General features: G+C 30.1%; 23 protein-coding genes. 1 reads left to right on the top strand and 22 read right to left on the bottom strand.

Annotation, left to right across the window (positions count from 1 at the left end; genetic code table 11):
• Positions 1 to 177 precede the first annotated feature (177 nt).
• From QMG30_RS17115 to QMG30_RS17090, 6 genes are all read right to left on the bottom strand, one after another.
• Positions 178 to 1005, bottom strand: coding sequence for a DUF2785 domain-containing protein (locus QMG30_RS17115; RefSeq protein WP_281817476.1), 828 nt, complete (start codon positions 1003 to 1005; stop codon positions 178 to 180).
• 200 nt (positions 1006 to 1205) lie between these two features.
• A complete protein-coding gene (locus QMG30_RS17110) occupies positions 1206 to 1757 on the bottom strand; it encodes a 2'-5' RNA ligase family protein (protein WP_281817473.1) in 552 nt (183 codons plus the stop codon).
• A 26-nt stretch (positions 1758 to 1783) separates the two neighbouring features.
• Entirely contained in the window at positions 1784 to 2086 is a 303-nt protein-coding gene (locus QMG30_RS17105; protein WP_281817472.1) for a hypothetical protein, read from the bottom strand.
• Between the two features lie 14 nt (positions 2087 to 2100).
• Positions 2101 to 2484 carry a nucleotidyltransferase domain-containing protein gene (locus QMG30_RS17100; RefSeq protein WP_281817470.1) on the bottom strand — a complete coding sequence of 128 codons (384 nt, stop codon included), beginning with the start codon at positions 2482 to 2484 and terminating at the stop codon, positions 2101 to 2103.
• Between the two features lie 273 nt (positions 2485 to 2757).
• Positions 2758 to 2919 (bottom strand): hypothetical protein, encoded by a 162-nt coding sequence (locus QMG30_RS17095; protein WP_281817468.1) that lies wholly within the window; start codon positions 2917 to 2919, stop codon positions 2758 to 2760.
• Positions 2920 to 3353: 434 nt separating this feature from the next.
• Entirely contained in the window at positions 3354 to 4334 is a 981-nt protein-coding gene (locus QMG30_RS17090; RefSeq protein WP_281817466.1) for a hypothetical protein, read from the bottom strand.
• A gap of 444 nt (positions 4335 to 4778) precedes the next feature.
• On the opposite strand from QMG30_RS17090, the gene QMG30_RS17085 reads away from it, so the two are divergent.
• A complete protein-coding gene (locus tag QMG30_RS17085) occupies positions 4779 to 5132 on the top strand; it encodes a hypothetical protein (protein WP_281817464.1) in 354 nt (117 codons plus the stop codon).
• Positions 5133 to 5464: 332 nt separating this feature from the next.
• Here QMG30_RS17085 and QMG30_RS17080 read toward each other — a convergent pair whose 3' ends face one another.
• From QMG30_RS17080 to QMG30_RS17005, 16 genes are all read right to left on the bottom strand, one after another.
• Complete coding sequence (locus QMG30_RS17080) at positions 5465 to 6112, bottom strand: HAD family hydrolase (protein WP_281817462.1); 648 nt, start codon at positions 6110 to 6112, stop codon at positions 5465 to 5467.
• A 131-nt stretch (positions 6113 to 6243) separates the two neighbouring features.
• Entirely contained in the window at positions 6244 to 7785 is a 1542-nt protein-coding gene (locus tag QMG30_RS17075) for an FGGY-family carbohydrate kinase (RefSeq protein ID WP_281817459.1), read from the bottom strand.
• A 45-nt stretch (positions 7786 to 7830) separates the two neighbouring features.
• On the bottom strand, positions 7831 to 8916 hold the full coding sequence (locus tag QMG30_RS17070) for an alcohol dehydrogenase catalytic domain-containing protein (RefSeq protein ID WP_281817457.1): 1086 nt from the start codon (positions 8914 to 8916) through the stop codon (positions 7831 to 7833).
• Positions 8917 to 9086: 170 nt separating this feature from the next.
• Entirely contained in the window at positions 9087 to 10079 is a 993-nt protein-coding gene (locus QMG30_RS17065) for an ABC transporter permease (RefSeq protein ID WP_281817456.1), read from the bottom strand.
• A complete protein-coding gene (locus QMG30_RS17060) occupies positions 10072 to 11586 on the bottom strand; it encodes a sugar ABC transporter ATP-binding protein (RefSeq protein WP_281817455.1) in 1515 nt (504 codons plus the stop codon). The genes QMG30_RS17065 and QMG30_RS17060 overlap by 8 nt, the downstream gene beginning before the upstream one ends.
• A gap of 108 nt (positions 11587 to 11694) precedes the next feature.
• Positions 11695 to 12654: an ABC transporter substrate-binding protein gene (locus QMG30_RS17055; protein WP_281817454.1), complete on the bottom strand. Its 960-nt coding sequence runs from the start codon at positions 12652 to 12654 to the stop codon at positions 11695 to 11697.
• Positions 12655 to 12907: 253 nt separating this feature from the next.
• Entirely contained in the window at positions 12908 to 13483 is a 576-nt protein-coding gene (locus tag QMG30_RS17050; RefSeq protein ID WP_281817453.1) for an ANTAR domain-containing response regulator, read from the bottom strand.
• A gap of 43 nt (positions 13484 to 13526) precedes the next feature.
• Complete coding sequence (locus QMG30_RS17045) at positions 13527 to 15389, bottom strand: ATP-binding cassette domain-containing protein (protein ID WP_281817450.1); 1863 nt, start codon at positions 15387 to 15389, stop codon at positions 13527 to 13529.
• Between the two features lie 326 nt (positions 15390 to 15715).
• Entirely contained in the window at positions 15716 to 16426 is a 711-nt protein-coding gene (locus tag QMG30_RS17040; protein ID WP_281817449.1) for an L-ribulose-5-phosphate 4-epimerase, read from the bottom strand.
• 387 nt (positions 16427 to 16813) lie between these two features.
• A complete protein-coding gene (locus QMG30_RS17035) occupies positions 16814 to 17467 on the bottom strand; it encodes a zinc dependent phospholipase C family protein (protein WP_281817447.1) in 654 nt (217 codons plus the stop codon).
• 76 nt (positions 17468 to 17543) lie between these two features.
• A complete protein-coding gene (locus tag QMG30_RS17030; protein ID WP_330680770.1) occupies positions 17544 to 18095 on the bottom strand; it encodes a GNAT family N-acetyltransferase in 552 nt (183 codons plus the stop codon).
• A gap of 145 nt (positions 18096 to 18240) precedes the next feature.
• The gene (locus QMG30_RS17025) at positions 18241 to 18786 is read right to left on the bottom strand and encodes a GNAT family N-acetyltransferase (protein WP_281817443.1); all 546 of its coding nucleotides are present in this window, start codon (positions 18784 to 18786) and stop codon (positions 18241 to 18243) included.
• A 40-nt stretch (positions 18787 to 18826) separates the two neighbouring features.
• Positions 18827 to 18967: a hypothetical protein gene (locus QMG30_RS17020; protein WP_281817441.1), complete on the bottom strand. Its 141-nt coding sequence runs from the start codon at positions 18965 to 18967 to the stop codon at positions 18827 to 18829.
• 26 nt (positions 18968 to 18993) lie between these two features.
• A complete protein-coding gene (locus tag QMG30_RS17015; protein ID WP_281817440.1) occupies positions 18994 to 19578 on the bottom strand; it encodes a hypothetical protein in 585 nt (194 codons plus the stop codon).
• 101 nt (positions 19579 to 19679) lie between these two features.
• Entirely contained in the window at positions 19680 to 20039 is a 360-nt protein-coding gene (locus QMG30_RS17010) for a hypothetical protein (protein ID WP_281817437.1), read from the bottom strand.
• Positions 20040 to 20070: 31 nt separating this feature from the next.
• Positions 20071 to 20529 carry a GNAT family N-acetyltransferase gene (locus QMG30_RS17005; protein ID WP_281817436.1) on the bottom strand — a complete coding sequence of 153 codons (459 nt, stop codon included), beginning with the start codon at positions 20527 to 20529 and terminating at the stop codon, positions 20071 to 20073.
• Positions 20530 to 20637 lie beyond the last annotated feature (108 nt).

Raw genomic sequence — 20637 nt, 5'->3', positions numbered from 1 at the left:
TATAAAAGCTATATCATTATGATATAACCTTTTTTTGATTACTTTTTATTTAGTCTAGTACACTTAAGGGGTTAAATGGCATGTAAATATTTTACATTTTTATGCTTGCTAATAACCAGTCTATTGGCATTTGTTTCAAATACCTTACCTACCCCATTGTAAGAAACTCTTCCCAATTTAATTAAAATTACTTATTATTTCTAGACCCTTTCTTATTCCTTCAACTAAACTTTTCTTATTTTCTAATTTAATTATTCTAAAATACAAGCTTCTTAGAAAGCTCTTCACATTTGTTAATAGATTATCATCTTCTGGATATAATCCTGTTTTTTTATAATTACTAAAACTATTTATCCATTTACAGAGCTCTTTATCTGAGATTAATCCCCTATTCATAATACTAATTACAGCTGTTACTAATCTTTCATCTTCCTCATTGATATATACATAATTACTAATACATACCTTCTCTTTAATTATCTCTAGAATATATAGTAATTCTTTATATTCTATTTCAGAACATAGAGCTAAATCATCTAGTGCATCTGCAGCATGTGCAACGGAATGTGCCCATCCTTTATGTTCTACATATCCTCTTAAGTCTTTTTCCTTTAAGAAGTAATCTACCACTTTTACATATACTACTTTTATTTCTTCTTTTGAAAGGAAGTTGGATTCTCTGTGTTTAATAAGTATCAACGGTATTAATAAAATACTGAATGTGCGAGTAAATACTGAATCAGTACCTTTCTCTCCAATTCCAAAAAATAAATGATTTTTATCTATGCTCATTTTTAATACTTCAATCAACTTTTTATCCGGTATTTTATTTTTCATAATCAAGTGATACATTGTTGAATTTATTAATTTTTCACGTAACTCTATATCCAAACTACCTATATTATCCATCATTCTTAAGATCAACTCATTGACATCTATAGTCGCTGGCACTTCATAATTATCTTCTTTTATTTCTTTTAATATTGCCTTCAAATTATTTTCCATTTTTAATTACTCCTTTCCACAGTTTTTTGCCTTCTTAGAATTCCCCTGAAATATAATATATATATCAATATATCGTATACTCTATATATACGCTATACAATACTCCAATTCTTTATATACAATATATCCGCTAAGTAATGTCCCAAACCCTACTAATGAAGATAATATTAAACCAACAGTTATATAGTTAGCTGTAGTAGTTATTGTAGCTCATCCAACTCAATTACTTCCAAATACTTGATTGGATAAAACTCAATTAATGCAACTCTTTCAACCTGTGCTTTAAATGGTTTAAATACACTTCTTAACAAATCTAGCCCTTTCATTTGATTTCTAACATTAGTCTGAATTGTCATAGTACAATGAGGTATCCAAACATCTGGTTTATAGTAATCATTAAACCATTCATCATATCCATTCTCACATATTTTATTATAAAATCTTTTATGATACTCCAACAATTGTAATGATATTTTTGGTGCGATAAAACTAACACCTTCATCAGTAGTAAATAAACCTAGATAAGAAAAAAGTATCTCAAACGACTTTATACCCTTATAATATTCCCTTATAATCTTTTTAAAATTATTAATGTCTTTAATATCGTCGTCAAATACAGCAAAAGCAATATGTGGATGTCCTCCATTTTCATACATATATGAACTGTAACCATGCTGATGTAATAGCCTCCAATATTCAATTAACTTCTCTTCGCTTGTTTTATCAAAAAATACTTCAATTGCATATCCCATAATATCCTCCTATTTTATAGTCATAGTCATTCTTTACTCCCACATCTCTTACAGAAATAATTATTATCATTAAAGTTTTCAAACAGCTTTTCAAACAGAACTATTATATCAGAATCGACATTATATCTATTACATATCTCCCAGAATGCATATTGGATATCTATCTCAAACTTATTTTCAATTCCTATATTTTTGATTCCCAGCTCATTAAGTTTTTCTTTTATCTCTAATAATAAATCATTTGCAGCAACAGTTTTATTTGATAAATATTTTATTAATCCTCTATGCACTAACCTTAATGTTTTATACCATTCAGGTCTATTCACCATATATTTAGAAGTAATTACCCTTCTATATCTTCATGGTTATTTATGTTAATGTTTCTATCATACCTTAATAATACTCTACTGTTTTTCAATTCATATTCTGATACTGTTTCTCTGATATCTAAATCTACAGATAAAGTATCTTTATAAAGCAAAATTAAAATTCCTTTAGGGTTCTTTGTATAGTTAGTCATAACTGGTTCACCATATAGACTAATTAATTCATCTGCTTGTTGCTCAAAAATTTCTCCTAATATAACTAAATCTATATCTGAAAATTTAGTTGCAGTACCCTTTAATAATGATCCTTTTAAAATCATCGTAAATTCATTTTGTTTACAATAAGCATATACTTTTTCCACAAAATTTTTTATGATTTTGTGATGGAAATTTAATATCATTCACTCTAATCAATCCACCTGTATTTTCATTTCAATTATTTAATTCCCGATTTAATATTAACAAATACTTTAATAATATGCAATAACAAAGAGGCTATGCCTCGTTCCACATAGCGGATTTGTCATTAGGAAAGTTTCCTTAGCGCATATGAAAACACTCCTATTTCATATGCTTAAAAAGTAGGACTTTCCTATAATGGTACAAAAGAGGCTACGCCTCATAAAAGATTTCAAGGAAAATAGAAAGTAGGTTTAATACCCCTCATCTAAATCTTAGCTTTTGAAGATTACATCATAATCATCTAAAATTTCTTCAATTTCAGCTTGAGTTGGATCAATAAAAATTAAGTCAATAATTTCTTGTAAACATTGTGGGTCAATATTAGCTTGATTAGTGTCTATTAATAGTTTAATCTTGTTCCTTTTATTTTTCATAATTCGTGTCTCCTCTAATAATTTAAACTATCTATGTTACATTTTAAGTTACTATATTATGTCTCATTAATACCAATATTCATGTCTCTTAGCTTCTTTATAACCAATCACCCTTATGTTAATCGTTATAATAGCAAGCAAAAACTATATACCTCTATTAAAACCTACTATTGCATATTCCCGAACAGATAATATCTTAGCCAAGAATACTTAACTCTACAGATACCTCCTTATTTTTTGTCTTTATAATCATTATAATATTTTACACTATAAATAATAATTCACCAATCATACATATGTTAATTTTGTCACAAATGTCATTTCTACATCTTCTAACTCTTTTGAAATCCCTATACTTTCATCAATTAATTTATTATCTTAATGGCTCTACACTTTTTCTGTATTTCTACCAAAACAATGCATGATTTATACCATTAATCTTTATTATTATTTTCTAAACATTTTTCTGGATCTAACTTTATAACTTCCCATTCATTATTTTTCTTTTTTCTATACTGAGCTATCTCAACATCTTTTCCATTAGTTAATTGAAAAAATAATATACGATAATCAAAACCATCCGTTCCCTTAAAATATATATTTTTAATATAGTCATCTTGTTGTGTTTCATAGCGCTCTTCAACCAATGAACACCAATTACCATACTTAATATCAACTACAGCCTCTCCAATATAATTCCAACCATGATAAGGGGCACATAAATAATCTTCTCCTTGAAAACTTATATCAGAAATTTTATAAACATCATCAACTTTAATCAAGCAGATATATCCATAATAATATGCAAAATATCCTACACCTTTTTCTGAACCTTCAATTGTCTCGAATTCAATAAAATATCTTAATCCATCAGAACACCTTTCATCTTGGATAACTTCATGTAATTTAATTAAATTGAGATGTAATATATTTTCAAATAAAGCTAAAAATTCTTCGTAACTAAGCTTTTCTTGATAATCGGATGACAAAAATTCATATGCAGTCGGATAAGGCAATTTTGAATAGCCTAGTGTACCACAACCAGTTACCTTACCCTTCACATAATTGGCTGCTTGCCTCAATATGCTAAAAAAATTTATTAGATTATCATATGGATTCTCAAGTAAAGATTGAGGTAGAATTATTTCACTAGATTCTTTCAAATTATATTTATTCATAAAATCTGTTTTGAATTCCTTATCATTGAGAATAGGTAACTTTGATGGTCGAAAATATTCTATATCATTTTTTATTTGATTATCTATCATATATTCACTATAACCCATGAATGCTTGGTATAAATCATTATTGTTCACTGTATATTCATGGATTATATATATGAAAAATAATGATATAGATATAAGAAAGACCAATAGAATTATAACATGTTTTTTCATAAGGATAAAAAATCTCATACTAACTCCATAAAAGATTTACTTAATTAAATATATTATAAAATATTCATTAAAATCACTTACCTTTTCTAGTAGTGAATTAAATCTTATAATTATTTTATTAATAAATATAATCAAGGACAAGATTACTTATAACTGCATATTATATATTGAGATATTCATACTCAAGTAGTAATTGATTAATATATATAAAAGAAAATAAAATGTACTTATATAAAGTAGCTAATTATTATTAAATACAATTACGTTATAATAAAAATTATTTTATAATTAAGTGATCACTTAGTAATTTATAAAAAGGTAATCAAGATTGCTACTATATACTCTTCATCATAAATATTGTCAGTATAGTAGCGTAATGTATCTCATAAATGCTAGATACTAGTTAAGCTAGCTTCATATTATTGACTTTAAACTATCATTATTATGAAAGGAGATGATGAAATGGGATGCAATATAAGTACTTGTTGTGGTATTGGAAACGCAGTAATAGGAGGTTGCAAATGTAGTCAACAATATGGTTACACAGACAGAACTATTACAATAACTACTGCTGGTACATTTAATTTATGGTCTGCATTAGATCTACCAAATATTTCAGGAACTGTTGTTATACAACCTGAAGCACCATTACCTGGTGCAACTTTTGTAGTCATTAATAATGCCATTTTCTTACCTGAATTAGGCAATATATTTACTGCAAGTATTGATCTACTAGAAGACGTTTCAGTTATTACAGTTACAGGAACAACAGAACTTTGTGTGTCTATAATAGCGAATGGTTTTGAATGTTGTTAATGAATACTCTTAAAATATAATACTTGAATTAACATTTATTTACGGTATACTCATATACTTTATAATATCTTAACTGAACTTATTACTTATACTACTTAGAATATCTCATACAATGAATGGAGAAAATCTCTTCATAGTTACTAATATATGTGTTTAATTAATTAAGTGGTATATTATTCAACTTTCCCACCTTTAATTTAATACAGGCAAATAAAGGGTTATAAATTTCGCTAGCAGAATAAAAAGATAGAAAAAGCAACTATATTTTTATTCTGCTAAATCTTTTAATTAGCTTACCTGCATAGAATATTGAACCAAATATATTTTTAATTTCATATATATTCCTGTACTTCATCCAAAGCTGTGATAATATGCTCAGCTAAACCCAAATCTTGTTTACCAGATGTGGGGTTTTGATATCCTATACACGAAATACCCGCTTCTACCGCTGCTTTTATACCCGATGAAGAATCTTCTATAGCAATAACTTGAGAAGGCAAAATATCAGCCATATCTATGATAGCTAAATATACATCTGGCTTAGGTTTCTTATGTGTTACCTCATCACCAGCTATAGTATATTCAAAATAATCTTTTATCTTCAGAAAATGCAGAACATAATCTACAAAATATCGATTAGAGGAAGATGCAAGACCTATCAAAAACTCATTTCTCTTAGCCCAATTCAGTAATTCTTCAATACCATTACTTGCTTTCACATTTTGTTCTTCTAATTGTTCTATTATGTATTCATATTGCTTTTGTTCCAATTCTTCAGGTGTACTTGAAATCTTATATTCTGTAATTATTTTTCTCCATAACACTATATTCGGATTTCCAACAGACCAAAACAAATCAATATTTGGAGAAATATTATAATCTTGAAGAATTCTCTTTTTGGCATATTCATGTAGAGGCTCACTATCTAGGATAACACCATCCATATCAAACACCAACATTTTATATTTATGTCTATTCATTTTTTACACTCTCCATTTATTATCATAATGCAACTTATATTCAGAAATTCAAGTAAACAAATATTACCTGTATATAAAATAATGCCTTACTCCAAACAAAATATGTTTGAAGTTTAGGCATCGTCGTATATTTATTTAGCACTGATTTGATTAAGTATTTTCATGTTTTCCTTTAAATTGTTGTAAATTTCCTTATACTGTTCAAAATACAAATCGTATTTTTTTGTATTTTCCAGATTAGGTTGTATTGTTTCTTTGAATGTTAACCAGTTAGAAAAACTTCCTTCATCTTGAAAAACATTTGTAGCCAATCCAGCTAGTAACGCATCTGCAAGAGGTGCTTCAACGTCATCTTGAATTATTCTTACTGGTCTACCAGTCACATCCGCAAAAATTTGTGGCCATATAAGAGATTTAGAACATCCTCCAACAATAATGATTTCTCTGTTCAGATTGGCTGATGTTGTTTCCACTAGTTCAATATTATGTCTTAGAGCATATGATACCCCTTCCATGAATGCTTTATATAAATGTGCTTTCGTGTGCATTAGACTTAATCCTATAACTGTTCCTCTAGCCTGACTATCCCATATAGGGCTTCTTTCTCCCATGAAATATGGTAGAACTACTAATCCATCAGCACCAGGACCAATTTTTTTGGCTTTTAATTCTAACAAGGTGTAAGCATCAATACCTATCTGTTTCTCTGACTGAAGTTCCAATTCACCAAAAGTATCTCTAAACCATCTCAATACGACTCCTGCAGTTGCCGCTCCACCAAAAGTATATATTTTAGACTTGGAATCAATAGCAAAAGGCATACTTACCAATTTTTCTGATAAGTTGGGTTGCTCTGTAACGAATCCCCAACACATGGAAGTACCCATCATCGCTACATGACTACCTTCAGAAAATACCCCTGCACCGATAGTAGCGACAACAGCATCTACACCTCCACAAATGACACTTGTTCCTTCTTTCAGACCTGTTAGTTCAGCTATACCTGAAGTAACTCCACCAACAACTTCAGTACACTCCACTAGACGTTCTGGAAAAAAACTATTAGGTATATCAAGTTTATCTTGCATAGTTTTGGACCAAGTTCTATTTTTCAAATCAAATACTCCGCCAATATTTCCAGCTGATGAAAGATCTACTGCTACATCACCAGTTAATTTATAAACCACATAGCAAGCAGGTGGTAAGAAATATTTTGTCTTTTTCCAAACATCAGGTAAATTATTTTTGATCCACAACATTTTAGTAAAACCGAAGTAAGAATTAACATGGTTTCCTGTAACTTCAAATAATTCATCCAGGTCTATATTTTTTTCTACCCATGCTACTTCTTCTTCTGCTCTACGATCCATCCATATTAGGCAGGGAGCTAAAGGATTCATGTCATCATCAACTGGTATTCCTGAGCCACCATATAGACTGCTTATAGCTACCCCTTTAATCTCTTCTACAGGTACATTGCTTGAATTGACTACACCCTTAATTGTATAAATCGTTGCCTCAACCCACGGTTCTGGCCACTGTTGAGCCCATGAAGGTTTTGGAGTTTCAACATCATAGCCTTTATAGCAATGAGCTAACACTTTACCTGTTGAATCTACTAACACTGCTTTTGTCCCTTGGGTTCCTATATCTAAACCAATTACATAATTCATCTTTTCACTCCTCATATTTAGCAATGTAATGTTGATTGTATGAAACTAAGGTTGTAATAATACTTTGATTACTTTTCCACTCTTCGCAATCTTAAAAGCTTTTTCAAAATCAGCTAATGGATGTATTTCAGAAACTATAGGATCAGCTTTAATCAATTTACGTTCTAATAAGTCTATGGCTACAGGATATGTATATGGTCCTAAATGAGATCCCCTTATATCTAGCTCTTTGCGATCACCAATAACACTCCAATCAGTTGTAGTCTTAGCACCAAAAACGCTAAATTCAATAAATCTACCTAATTTTCTAATCATTTCAAGACCTTGTGTAACTCCAATAGGTGAACCAGTTGCTTCTATATATACATCACATCCATATCCTTCTGTTAGAGATTTCACTTTCTTTATTGCATCTTCTTCTTTTGGGTTAATTATTATATCGGCACCAAGTTCTTTTGCTGTTCTCAACCTTTTATCGTCTACATCCAATACAATTAATTTCTTAGGTGTTTTTAGAGAAATCAATTGAACCATACATAATCCTAAAGTACCAGCTCCTGCTAGAACAACTACATCTTCAAATTCGATATTAGCTCTCTGAACAGTATGAATAGCACAAGCAAGAGGTTCTATGATACTTGATTCTTTTAGCGAAAGACTTTCTGGTATTTTATATATTTTTGATGTACTTCCAAATTTCATATATTCAGCCATTCCACCTTCTGCAATATCTTTTTGGAAACCATACATATTGTGTACTTCACACATCCAATACTTGCCCGATTGACAGAAACGACACTTGCCACAGGGCTTTATTTGGTCAGTTGTTACTTTATCACCTATTTCAAGTTCATGTTTTTCAGCTGCTCCTTCACCAAGTTCAACCACATAGCCAAAAAATTCATGTCCTGGAATTACTGGAACTTTGAACCAAGGAACTTCTCCTCCCCAAAACATATCAGAACCATGATATGCTTTTATATCACTACCACATATACCACAAGCTCCAACTTTTATAACTACTTCTTCAAAGCCAGCTCTTGGAACATCTACCTCTGTAACTTTGTAATCTTCTGGGCCATATGCTACAACTGCTTTCATTTTTTTTGGTAAATCAGTTAAATTTGTCATTTTTCATACCTCCATTTTTATTAAATTATTGATTGAGAAATTGCTAACTCCTAATTTAATTCTATATGCACAATATGTAGATTATAATAGTAAATCGAATCCAACATTTTGTGCTATAGAAATCAGCAAAAGGTAATTATGCAATTGTCTTTGTTGATATCTTTTATAGATTAATCTTTGTTGCGTCCACTAACATATACTGCGGCAATTATAATCAAACCTTTGAAAATTCTTTGAACATAAGGAGATACTCCAATCAAGTTAAGCCCATTGGTTAATACTCCAAGCATCATTGCTCCAAGTAGAGTACCAACGATATGTCCTCTTCCTCCGGCAACATCAGTACCTCCAAGAACTACTGCCGCTATAGCATCTAACTCGAATCCTTCTCCAGCCATAGGTTGACCTGACATCAATCTAGAAGTAATGATCACTCCACCAATAGAAGCTGTAATACCACTTACCACAAAGGGGATTATTTTATAAAGTTTGACTTTTATACCTGATAGGCGAACTGCTTCTTCATTACCACCAATAGCATAGATATAACGACCTATTGGTAAATGATTCAAGATAATGTATGCAAGGATATATACTATCACCATGATAACTACTGGTATTGGAATGATGTTGAAAAGATATCCTCTACCAATATTGGAAAAACTTGAAGGTAAACCGTTTAATGGATACCCCCCTGTATATAAAAGAGCTAAGCCCCTAGGAATTTGCATCATAGCTAATGTTACTATTATAGCTGGCAACTTCAGATAAGATATGATTATACCATTAATAAGTCCTAATGTTGCCCCTATAACTACACCGATTAATATTGCCCCGAACCAAGGTATTCCATAATCCACCATGGCAGCTGCCATCATAGTCCCTGTAAAAGCCATTACTGATCCAACGGACAGATCTATCCTTGAACTTAATATTACGAAAGTCATACCAACAGCCAGAATAGCATTGATTGTTACCTGCCTTAGTACATTACTCATATTACTTGCAGAAAAGAATTCTGGTGAAAAAATGCCCATAACGATACATAAAAGGATAAATCCTGTAAGTGTCAACATCATAGGCTCTTTATAAAACTCTGATATCTTCATCCTTACATTTCTATAACATAATTTCTGATTCTTTATTTCATTGACATCACTCATTATTAATCCCTCCAGTTGCATAATGCATTACTTCTTCTTGACTGGTATCTTCACCAATCATTTCTCCTGTTATTTTTCCGTTATATACAGTTATGATACGGTCACTAACTCCTATTATTTCTGGTAATTCTGAAGAAATCATGATAATGCACATACCTTCATTCGCTAATTCTCTCATAAGTTTGTGAATCTCATATTTCGCACCTACATCGATTCCTCGTGTGGGTTCATCGAAAATCAATATATTGCATTTGGTATTCATCCATTTAGCTAAAACAACTTTCTGTTGGTTACCACCACTCAAATTTTTAACCTTTTGATTAATAGTGGGAGTCTTGATAGATAACATCTTGACAAAATCATCTGCAACTTTATTCTCTTTTTTCTTATTGATTAATCCAATATTACTGCAGGATTTCTTCAAATTGGAAAATGTAATGTTATCTTTTACCGTCATCCCTAAAATGAGTCCTTGGGTTTTTCTATTCTCTGGTACAAGACCTATACCATATTTTAATGCATCATTTGGTGATTTGATTTCAATTGTATTACCATTCAGATTAATAATTTTAGAATCTGCCTTATCAGCACCAATCAATAATCTTATTGTCTCTGTTCTACCTGCTCCGACTAAACCAGCTATACCTAATATTTCACCTCTTCTGAGGTCAAAACTTATATCATCAACAATTTTACCTCTTTTTAATGATTTCGCTCTTAGAATTACATCATTATTTTTGATTTGCTCATAGTGTGGCCTTTCTGGATAATTGTTATCACCTATTTCTCTACCTACCATCATTTTTACAAGTTCTTTTCTAGTAATATCTTTTACACATCCAGTATTTATATGTTCACCGTCACGTAGACAAGTATAACGGTCACAAATCTCAAAGATTTCATTCATATGGTGTGAAATGAAGATCATTGTCACATTGTTTTCTTGGAGTTTTTTTATCAACTCAAAAAATTTATTGGTTTCATTTTCCGTAAGACTTGCTGTTGGTTCATCCATAATTAAGACTTCAGGATTTTCCGTCAATGCCTTTACTATTTCTACTAATTGCTGTTGTGCTACAGTTAATCTGGAAACTGGAATATCTAAATCTATTTTGACATTAATATTTTCTAACATCTCTTTTGATTTTTTTTTCATTAACTTACGATTCAATAAACCATTCTTTTTCCTTAATTCTTTTCCTAAAAAGATATTTTCATAGGCATTTAGATAAGGTATTAAACTGAATTCTTGATGTATTATACTAATCCCTAGTTTTTGTGCTTCTTTAGGGTCAGATACGATCATTAACTTACCTTTATAAAATATTTTTCCTTTAGTAGGTTGATATATCCCAGCCAAGATTTTCATAAGAGTTGATTTACCTGCACCGTTTTCACCTACCAAAGCATGTACTTCGCCGATATTTATATCAAAACTTACTTGATTAAGTGCTATAACACCAGGAAATTTTTTAGTAATATTAGAAATCTCGAATATTTTCTTCAAAGTAACACCCCCCATTTTTTCTAAATATATTGCTTGTATATATTTACAAGTCCAATCATGATACTATTCTTCTTAGTTCAAACAAAGGGAATACCCTTTGTTTGAATGTTACCAACTAAAGCCTTCTGCATTATCCTTAGTCAATAATGTTACATCTATTGGCATTACTTCTGGTACATTAGCTCCCCAATATTTTGCAAGAGCGATACCTAATCCCACTCTAATCTGGTCACGAGGATATTGAGCAACAGTAGCTTTAAAAATATCTCCATTCAAGATAGCTTCAACTGCTTCTGGATGTCCATCGACACTATATAATTTAATGTCTTTTTTGGAACTTTCTATAGCTGCCAAACAACCCAATGCCCCTCCATCATTAACACTAAAAATTGCATCAAGTTCAGGATTTGCTTGCATCATGTTTTCTGTTACTGTCATACATTTATCACGTTCTTGCTCTCCATTTTGATTATCAACTATTTCAATATCTGGATATTCTGCCATAGCTTCTTTAAAACCCTCGACTCTTTCAAGAATTGGTACCACTGGAATACCATTGATAATTCCTACTTTACCTTTTTCACCTAAATCTTCTGCCATTTGTTTTCCTGCTAAATATCCTGCTTCTTTATTTTTTGAACCTGCAAAAGAGTCAATTGGACCATTAGCTTGAGCATCTATTGCCACAACTATCACACCAGCTTCTTTAGCTTCCACAACTGCTGATTCAATACCTACACTATCTGTAGGATTAATCAATAAAATATTAGTTCCTTGTTCAATCATATCTTCAACATCACTTATCTGCTTATTTACATCATGACTAGCATCTGTTACATAAGTGGTGGCACCAATTTCCTTAGCTGCATCTTCAAATGCTTCATGCATAGTAACAAAATAAGGATTATCCATCTCTTGGAATGACATACCAATAGTTAAACTCTTCTTTTCTTCAGTAGATCCATTAGAATTATCTTCATTAGCTGTCTTATTCGTTTTTGAACCACAACCTGTAAATACCATAATTAAAGTTAATACCAATACCATTAAACATTTCGCTTTTTTCATAATATCTCTCTCCTTGTATTTATTAATTTGGAATGTACATATCTTGTCATGTGTTTCATGTGTAAATCAATAAATTCTTTGTCCCAATTAATTTATTACCATAATCACCTCCCAGATTAATTTTGAGACATAGTTGATAACCTTATATTAAAATAAAAGCCTTATAGATAGATTCACAGAATTACTCTGTAACATCTGTCTATAAGGCTATCATGACCTTATAATATAAGTACCTTTCATAAGTACTTTAGATTCAATTGTTCAAAATTTCTTTAGCTTCAATTATTTTTTTAGCTAATTTTATCATTTTTATATTCTTGTCTCTACTCATTTTCTGTAACTTTCTCATTGCTTCAGGTTCTTTCAGATTCATAGTGTCCATCAATATTCCTTTTGCTTTTTCAATATATTTTCTAGATTCAAGAAGATTTGTTGTGTTTTTTAGTTTAGCTGACAACTTTTTATATTCATTGAACCTTGACATACTAGTTTCAATTGCCACTTTAATGTCCTTCTCTGAAATAGGCTTTATCAAATAACTATAGACTCCAACCTCATTGGCTCTCTTGATTAATTTATCCTCATGGTATCCACTCACAATAATACTGGGAATACAATATTTTTCATTAATTGTTTTTAACGCTTCGATACCATCTATTAATGGCATATTGACATCCATTATAATCATATCGGGTTGTTTCTCCAAGGTCAATTTTATTGCTGCTAATCCATCCGTAGCTTCTCCAATAACCTCATGTCCAAGCTCTTCAAGATTAGCTTTTAACCCCATCAAAGATATATACTCATCTTCTGCAATTACAATTTTCATATCATCTTTTCCTTTCATTTCACTATTGTCTATTCATACTTGCTTACATACCTACAAATACTTTACAAGATGATAGGCTTAGTTCAATTTTGGCACCCTGATCATTTGAAAATTCAACTTCTCCTCCAAATTCATTTTTAATTATAGAAGATACTATCGTTAGTCCTAAACTATTTACTTTTTCTATATCAAAACCTTTTTTAAATCCCAAACCATTATCATGTATTATAATTAAAACTTGATTATCTTTTCTAATACCCTTTATATTGATTGCATTATACCTTTTTTCAAAATCTGGAAAAGCATGTTTATTGCAATTACTCACTAGCTCATTTATTATAAGAGCTATTGAAGTAGCTTTACTGTACGGTATAAACATATCTTCAATATCCAGCTTAATTTCAACTCTTGTATCCACATTGATAAATTTTATGATAGCACCAACCAAATCCTTTATATTAATTATACTTCTCCCTATTTGGTCTTTTGATAACAAATCGTGTACTGCCGCAATACTCTTAATTCTAGATACTATATTTTCTAAAACAGGAGTCAAGAATTCTTTTTGTTCTTCATCCAAATATCTCTTTTGCAATATAATGAAACTGCTTATGGCTTGAAGATTATTCTTAATTCTATGATGGCTTTCTTGAAGTAAAGCTGAACGCCCCATAAGTCTTGTATCTTCAATTGCTATTGCTGCTTGTTTTGCAAAAGCAAGTAAATACTTTGCTTCATCAGTAGAATGAACATATAAATCCTTATAGAGTATCTGTATAACTCCTGATACTCTAGACCTTACTAGAAGCGGAATACAAATGATAGTTCTGATATTTTCTTTATATTCAAACAAACTGTCAAATTCTTTATCTTGTTGGTTGGAATAATATAGTGTATCTTTTTTTATCAATCGTATTACGAATTCTTTTTTGAGTTTTGCATGTAAATCGTTTATCTTGAAAATCTTGAAAGTATCGATGATTGAATCCGTATTTACATCCAATAAATCAATTCTGCAACCATCGGCATTCATTGCCTTCGTTACACTTTCGGCCAAGAACAGCAATACATCTTTTAACTCATATTCTGATGTTAGAAATTCAGCCGCTTTGAAAATGGAATCAAGTATTTCCTTGCTTTCATAATCTCTATCCAGCTCATTCTTTTTGTAATGGTTGTTGTTGAGGATATTAAGCAGTTCCTGAGGATTGTTCTTCACTTCTTTACCTGTGAATCTTCCCTTTATCCTACCTTTGTATAAAACAGAAATATTGTCAGCTATCTTTAAAGCTTCCTGCCAGTTCTTAGTGACATATATCATACTTACGCCATTCTTCTTATATTCTCTAAGGAAATCATATAATTTAATGACTGTTCTTGTACTTAACTTCTCAGTTGGTTCAAACAAAACAACAATTTTAGGATTACCGATAAAAACCTTAGCTATCTCGACTAATTTTCTGTTTTCATCTGTGAGACTAGATACTTTCATATCTACATTGATATCAATATTAATGCGTTCTAGAATTTTCTTGGCTTGCTTCTCAACTTGCTTCCACTTAATCAATCCAAACCCTTTTGTTTTTGGGAATTTCATCAATGCAAGATTTTCAGCAATAGTAAGGTCATCAACTAATGTATTCTCTTGAGACAAAAATGATACTTCACTATCACTACCTACTTTAAAAGAATTCCTTAAGACTTGTCCCTTATAAACAATTTCACCTTTGATCTTAGGGGTAACTCCTGCCAGAGTATTGATAAATGCCTTCTGTCCAGAATTGTTTTCTCCTACAATAAAATGAATCTCTGAAACACTCAAATTCAAATTGATATCATGGATTTGGAAACCATCTAAACTATGTCCACTTAAATTCTTAATCTGTAATATAATATTATCATCCAAAAATGAATTCCTCCATTAACTGCATAAAAGAAAAAATACCCATAATGTATGCAAAACAAAAAGAACATACATACTAGGCATTCTAGACCTTTTCAATAATTCACCAACCATAAGTGAATTGTTTTATATCGTGTTTATATTATACAGCAGTTATTTTTAGCTGTCAAGCATTTTGTACATATTTTTTATTTATTAGTTGGTGTTTTATAGTAAAAAAATACATAACATTGCTAAGGTAATATATTTTTTATATTACAAATATATAATTTACGGTCTATAAATCATATTTATAAGCCATATTGTACAAAAACCTCTACCAATCTAATTCAATCTATATTACTCTCTTTCTGTTGACCGTAATAAGCATTTTTCCCATGTTTCCTAAGAAAATGTTTGTCCAGTATGATCTGCTGCATGGATTCAGTATCTTGGTTTCTACGAAGCAATTGAGTCCGAAAAGCCATTTTAGCTACTTCTTCTAGAACAACAGCATGGTAAATGGCTTCTGCAGGTGTTTTTCCCCAAGTAAATGGGCCATGTTCATTCACTAGAACTGCTGGAATCTCCAATGGTCCTCTACCTTCAAATGTTTCTACAATCAATTTCCCTGTACTTCTTTCATAATCATATGTTTCGTTTTCTTCCATCAATCTGGTGCAAGGTATTTCTCCCCAAAAATAATCTGCATGAGTAGTTCCAAATGGTTTTATTCCTATCCCTGCTTGAGCGAAGCTAGTAGCCCAAGGTGAATGGGTATGAACGATTCCTTTGACCTCATTGAATGCTTTATATAATTCAATATGTGTTTTCGTATCTGATGATGGATTAAGTTCTCCTTCAACCACGTTACAATCAAAATCAACCAAAACAATATCCTCTGCCTTCAAATCATCATATGATATACCACTTGGTTTAATTGCAACCAATCCTGCATCAGAATCAAATCCAGAAACATTTCCCCATGTATAGACCACTAGATTACGTTTTGATAATTCCATATTGGCTTCATATACTTCTCGTTTAAGTTCTTCTAGCATTTTAGTTAAACCCTCCTTGTCATTTTTTTGTAGCATTTTAATCAATAAATTTAATGTTGTAATCTCCCATTCCACTACTAGATATTTGAATAAAAACAAAAAAACCTTATAGATGTATTTACAGAGTTTTTTCTCCGAAATATAATCTATAAGGCTTTCATAACCTTATCATTTTAGTACCTACCATAAGTACTAAATCAACTTTATTCTTTTTTTTATTATACAATCCTTTTTTGTGACAGTCAATATAAATATGTTTTCACCATCTCTCATTTTACAAGACTATCTTTTATAAGGCTACATGTTACCTCTGAAATCTCCTTATAATAACTTCGTGCTTCATCTAAATCTATATTTGATGTATTACCACAATTTAATATTATACCACTATAACCAGGTTTTACCATATAAGATATTCTTAATGTATTTTGATTCCTCGCTTATGAATTCTATAATATTTGGTAGTGTAACATATTCATTTTCAGATACATCTATAGATTCCCTATCTACATAGCTTTCTCCAAGAATCCGTTGCTTCATTAGATTGATTTCTGATTCTTTTACAATATCATTTATGTCATATGCTGTTGACTTCTCTAGATATTCCCATATCTTCTTTCGTTCTGGATGTAAGTACAATTCATAATCAATTATGTATGATTCTTCATGATACATATTACCTTTTTCACTGTTACCCTCAATAGATTTTCTGAACGGTGTCCATATCTTGATATTATTCTGGATATCAGCTAATATATGGCAACAATAACCATAAATGAAGTCTTTATTATTAGCATTCCTATTCTTATCTAGAAAGGCTAGTACATTTTTAGCCCACTCATCATTATTGGTAACTCTACCCCACTTCTCATTCCCTACACAAAGATGACTTTTGAATTTCATATCGCTGTCATAGTTACTGCGGTTATGTACAGAATCAGGTGCAACAGATCCTAGCATAAAATCGTTGGGGTTTTTAATTTGTGGTGTATCTTTTATTATATTATGTGCAATCAACAGATGTGTCATTGCAAAAGGCATAACACTTCCACCTCACTTTACAATATCTAAACCATTTATATTTTTACCTAATTAAAGTTAATATTTTTTTCAAATACTATCTTTCTATGCTATCTGATAGAAATTCTTCATCCAATATAGCATACTGATAACAATCATGCCATATAGGTTGCCCATTATCAGATTTTGAGAAAAATGCTATTTTCTTGAAATATCCTTCTTTTCTCATCATAAGTCGTTCTAATAACCTCCATGAAGAAGTATTTTCAGGATTACATTTACCAATAATCCGATGAACTCCCAAATTTTCAAAGCCATATTTCATGACTCTTTTACAAGCTTCCGTTGCATAACCTTTTTTATAGTATGTTGGATTGAATACATAACCGATTTCCCATGTTAAGAATTCTTCTGGCTTCTGTTGCTGAAAATAAACATTGCCTATCAACTTATTATTTACTTTTAAACATACTGCCCAAAAAGCTTTATTATCTGATCGTGCAATCGCAAGCTGTTTGCATTCTTCTTTACTTAAAACATTATATGGTTCATACTTGACAACTTGTTCCTGTGAAAGGTAATCATACATATCACTCCAATCTTCAGGACAAAATCTTCTTATGAATAATCTATCTGTTTCTAATACCACTAAAATCATCCCCCATATTTATTATCATAATATCTTATATTTTTTTATTAAATAACACTCTGTTCCACATAGTTAACATTTTTAAAACTGAATCATAATCAATAATACGTTAAGCGTAATGTTCTATAATTTTTCAATATTGAAATCAAAAATTTTTATAAAATGTATTTAAATTAACAAAATGTTCTTTTGATAACTCATAATAAATGAAAGACTGTAACTCACCCAGTTGATTTTTCCATGAATCATAATTGGTTTTCACTTGTTTGAAACCTATTTTTTCATAAACATGTTGAGCTCTCTTATTATTAAGATTAGTATCTAATACAATTTTTTTCACATTGTATTCATCAAATAAACTAGTAATAAATAATTTAAGTATTATTGTACCTAATCCTTTATTCTGTCTTGTAACATCACAAATTTTTATTCCCATTTCAGCAGTATTGCAACCTATATACCTATATGACATTTCTCCTATTGGCTCAATGTTGTATTCAATAATTAATCTTCTACGCGTTTCATCAGAATCATTTTTCAAATCATTCTTAATCTTTTCTTCTGTAGTTTCAAGTCCATGTGGAAATCCAGCGTGTGCCATTATCTCACCATTATTCCACCATTCACAAAGTATTTTAGAATCCTTCAATTCTGCATTTCTTATAACTATATCTTCATGTTGTATTAACATTTTGTCACCTCACAACATATTAATATTTAAAATCATTTAACTATCTCCCACTATTTCTATTAATATAAATATTTAATGCTTGTACTCCTTTAATTGCAAATATTATAATTGCAAAATACATACCTATTCTTAATATTGATTCTATATAGGGTAGAATCACCATCCCACTAATATAATCCATATTTTCTCTCCTGATATCATTTTATTTTAATTAAGATTCCATTCTGTCAGACCACTAATAAATTGTAATGCACCTTCTATATCTAATTCAGAAACAATCACTTTACCATCTTTTCCTGTCCATGAATATCCTGATTCATTATCTTTATCATCTACAGTAATAAACATTTTACTGAACTTCTTATCAAAATATAATACACCAAATACTTCATTTAATATTTTTCCTCTATAATATTGATAAGAGATACGTATCATGTAATAATTATCAAATTTTATAAGATCTTGTTCCATATAATTAACATTCTTAAAAACCGGTTTATTATCAATAGCTACTTTACCACTGAAGTTCAATGGAAATACATTTTTATGTTCATCAAAATCAGGTATATCTTTGTTTCCTATAATCATATTAATCCTTACTGTATCTTTTCTTAATAAGCTTTTTCTTACAACTCCCTTTATACTGACATTTATTTTGTTATAATCATCGCTACCTAATCTGAATTCTATACATTCCTCTTGAAAATTAATTGGTTTTTCCCAATAATTCCATGATACAAAAATCAATAGCACTATTACTCCTATAACTAGTACCCTTATAAAAGCTTTCATTATTACCCCTCCAATAAAACGAACATAAATATTAGTATAAATTATAAAATCTAAACATTTTAAAACTAAGAGAATATATACCCAACCAATAATATAAGCATTTAAATTCCAATTTTATATTCCCTTTTAACAATAATTGCAATTGAACAGACAATGAACATCTCAAAAAGTTCTACATTAAATACCAAAAAGGCTAATTGAATCAATAATATCCCTAGAAATAATTGTATAATACGTAATTCATTATTATTAATGTACCTTGGCATAATTACCATCCAAAATAATGTTATAATAACTATTCTAACTGATATACCTATAATGGATCCGAAGATATAACTTAATATTACCATCATATCAGTTTTTGGTACTTCTAAGATTATCCTGATTATAAGCATTATAAAATAACCTATTAATATAGATTTGCTGATTTTATTCTTTAAAAGTGTTTTGCTACATTTCATACTATCACCCTTATTATTGATACTACGACAATTATACTATAAGAAATTTTTCATAATTAATCCATCCATCTTTTCTTCCAATCTCTTCATAATTTAGCTTATTGAATAAATATTGGGCCGGATTAGTTTCTAAAGTTGATAAAGTAATTTTTTTATAATTGCTTTTATATATTTGTTCTTCTACTTTAATCATTAAATCCGTGGCGATGCCCATGTTTCTGTAATTTTTAGATATATATATACTAAAGACACATGGATCGTCATTATAGATACTCCAATAGCTATGACCTATAACCTTACTATCTATAGTGGCTACAAACATTCTATGAATATTATCTAACATCATTTTCATATTACGTTCCTTAGCCGAATCCCATCTAAATAATTGTTCAAATTCATGTTCTATAATATATTCTCTTTCCATTAGATATACTTCATCTATATCACTTTCTTCTGCTAATCTAATTAAAATCTTACTTTTATCAATCATAGTTTCTCCTATCTATTACTATTTATCAATCTTGTTAACATAAACATATTATAACATACTCACAATGTTATTAAATATCCCTAGAATTATCTGATACACTAATTAGAT

It is taken from the genome of Vallitalea longa (assembly GCF_027923465.1).
GTDB classification, from domain to species: domain Bacteria; phylum Bacillota; class Clostridia; order Lachnospirales; family Vallitaleaceae; genus Vallitalea; species Vallitalea longa.
The sequence above is the reverse complement of the archived record's forward strand: the minus strand, read 5'-3'. Positions and strand labels throughout refer to the sequence as shown.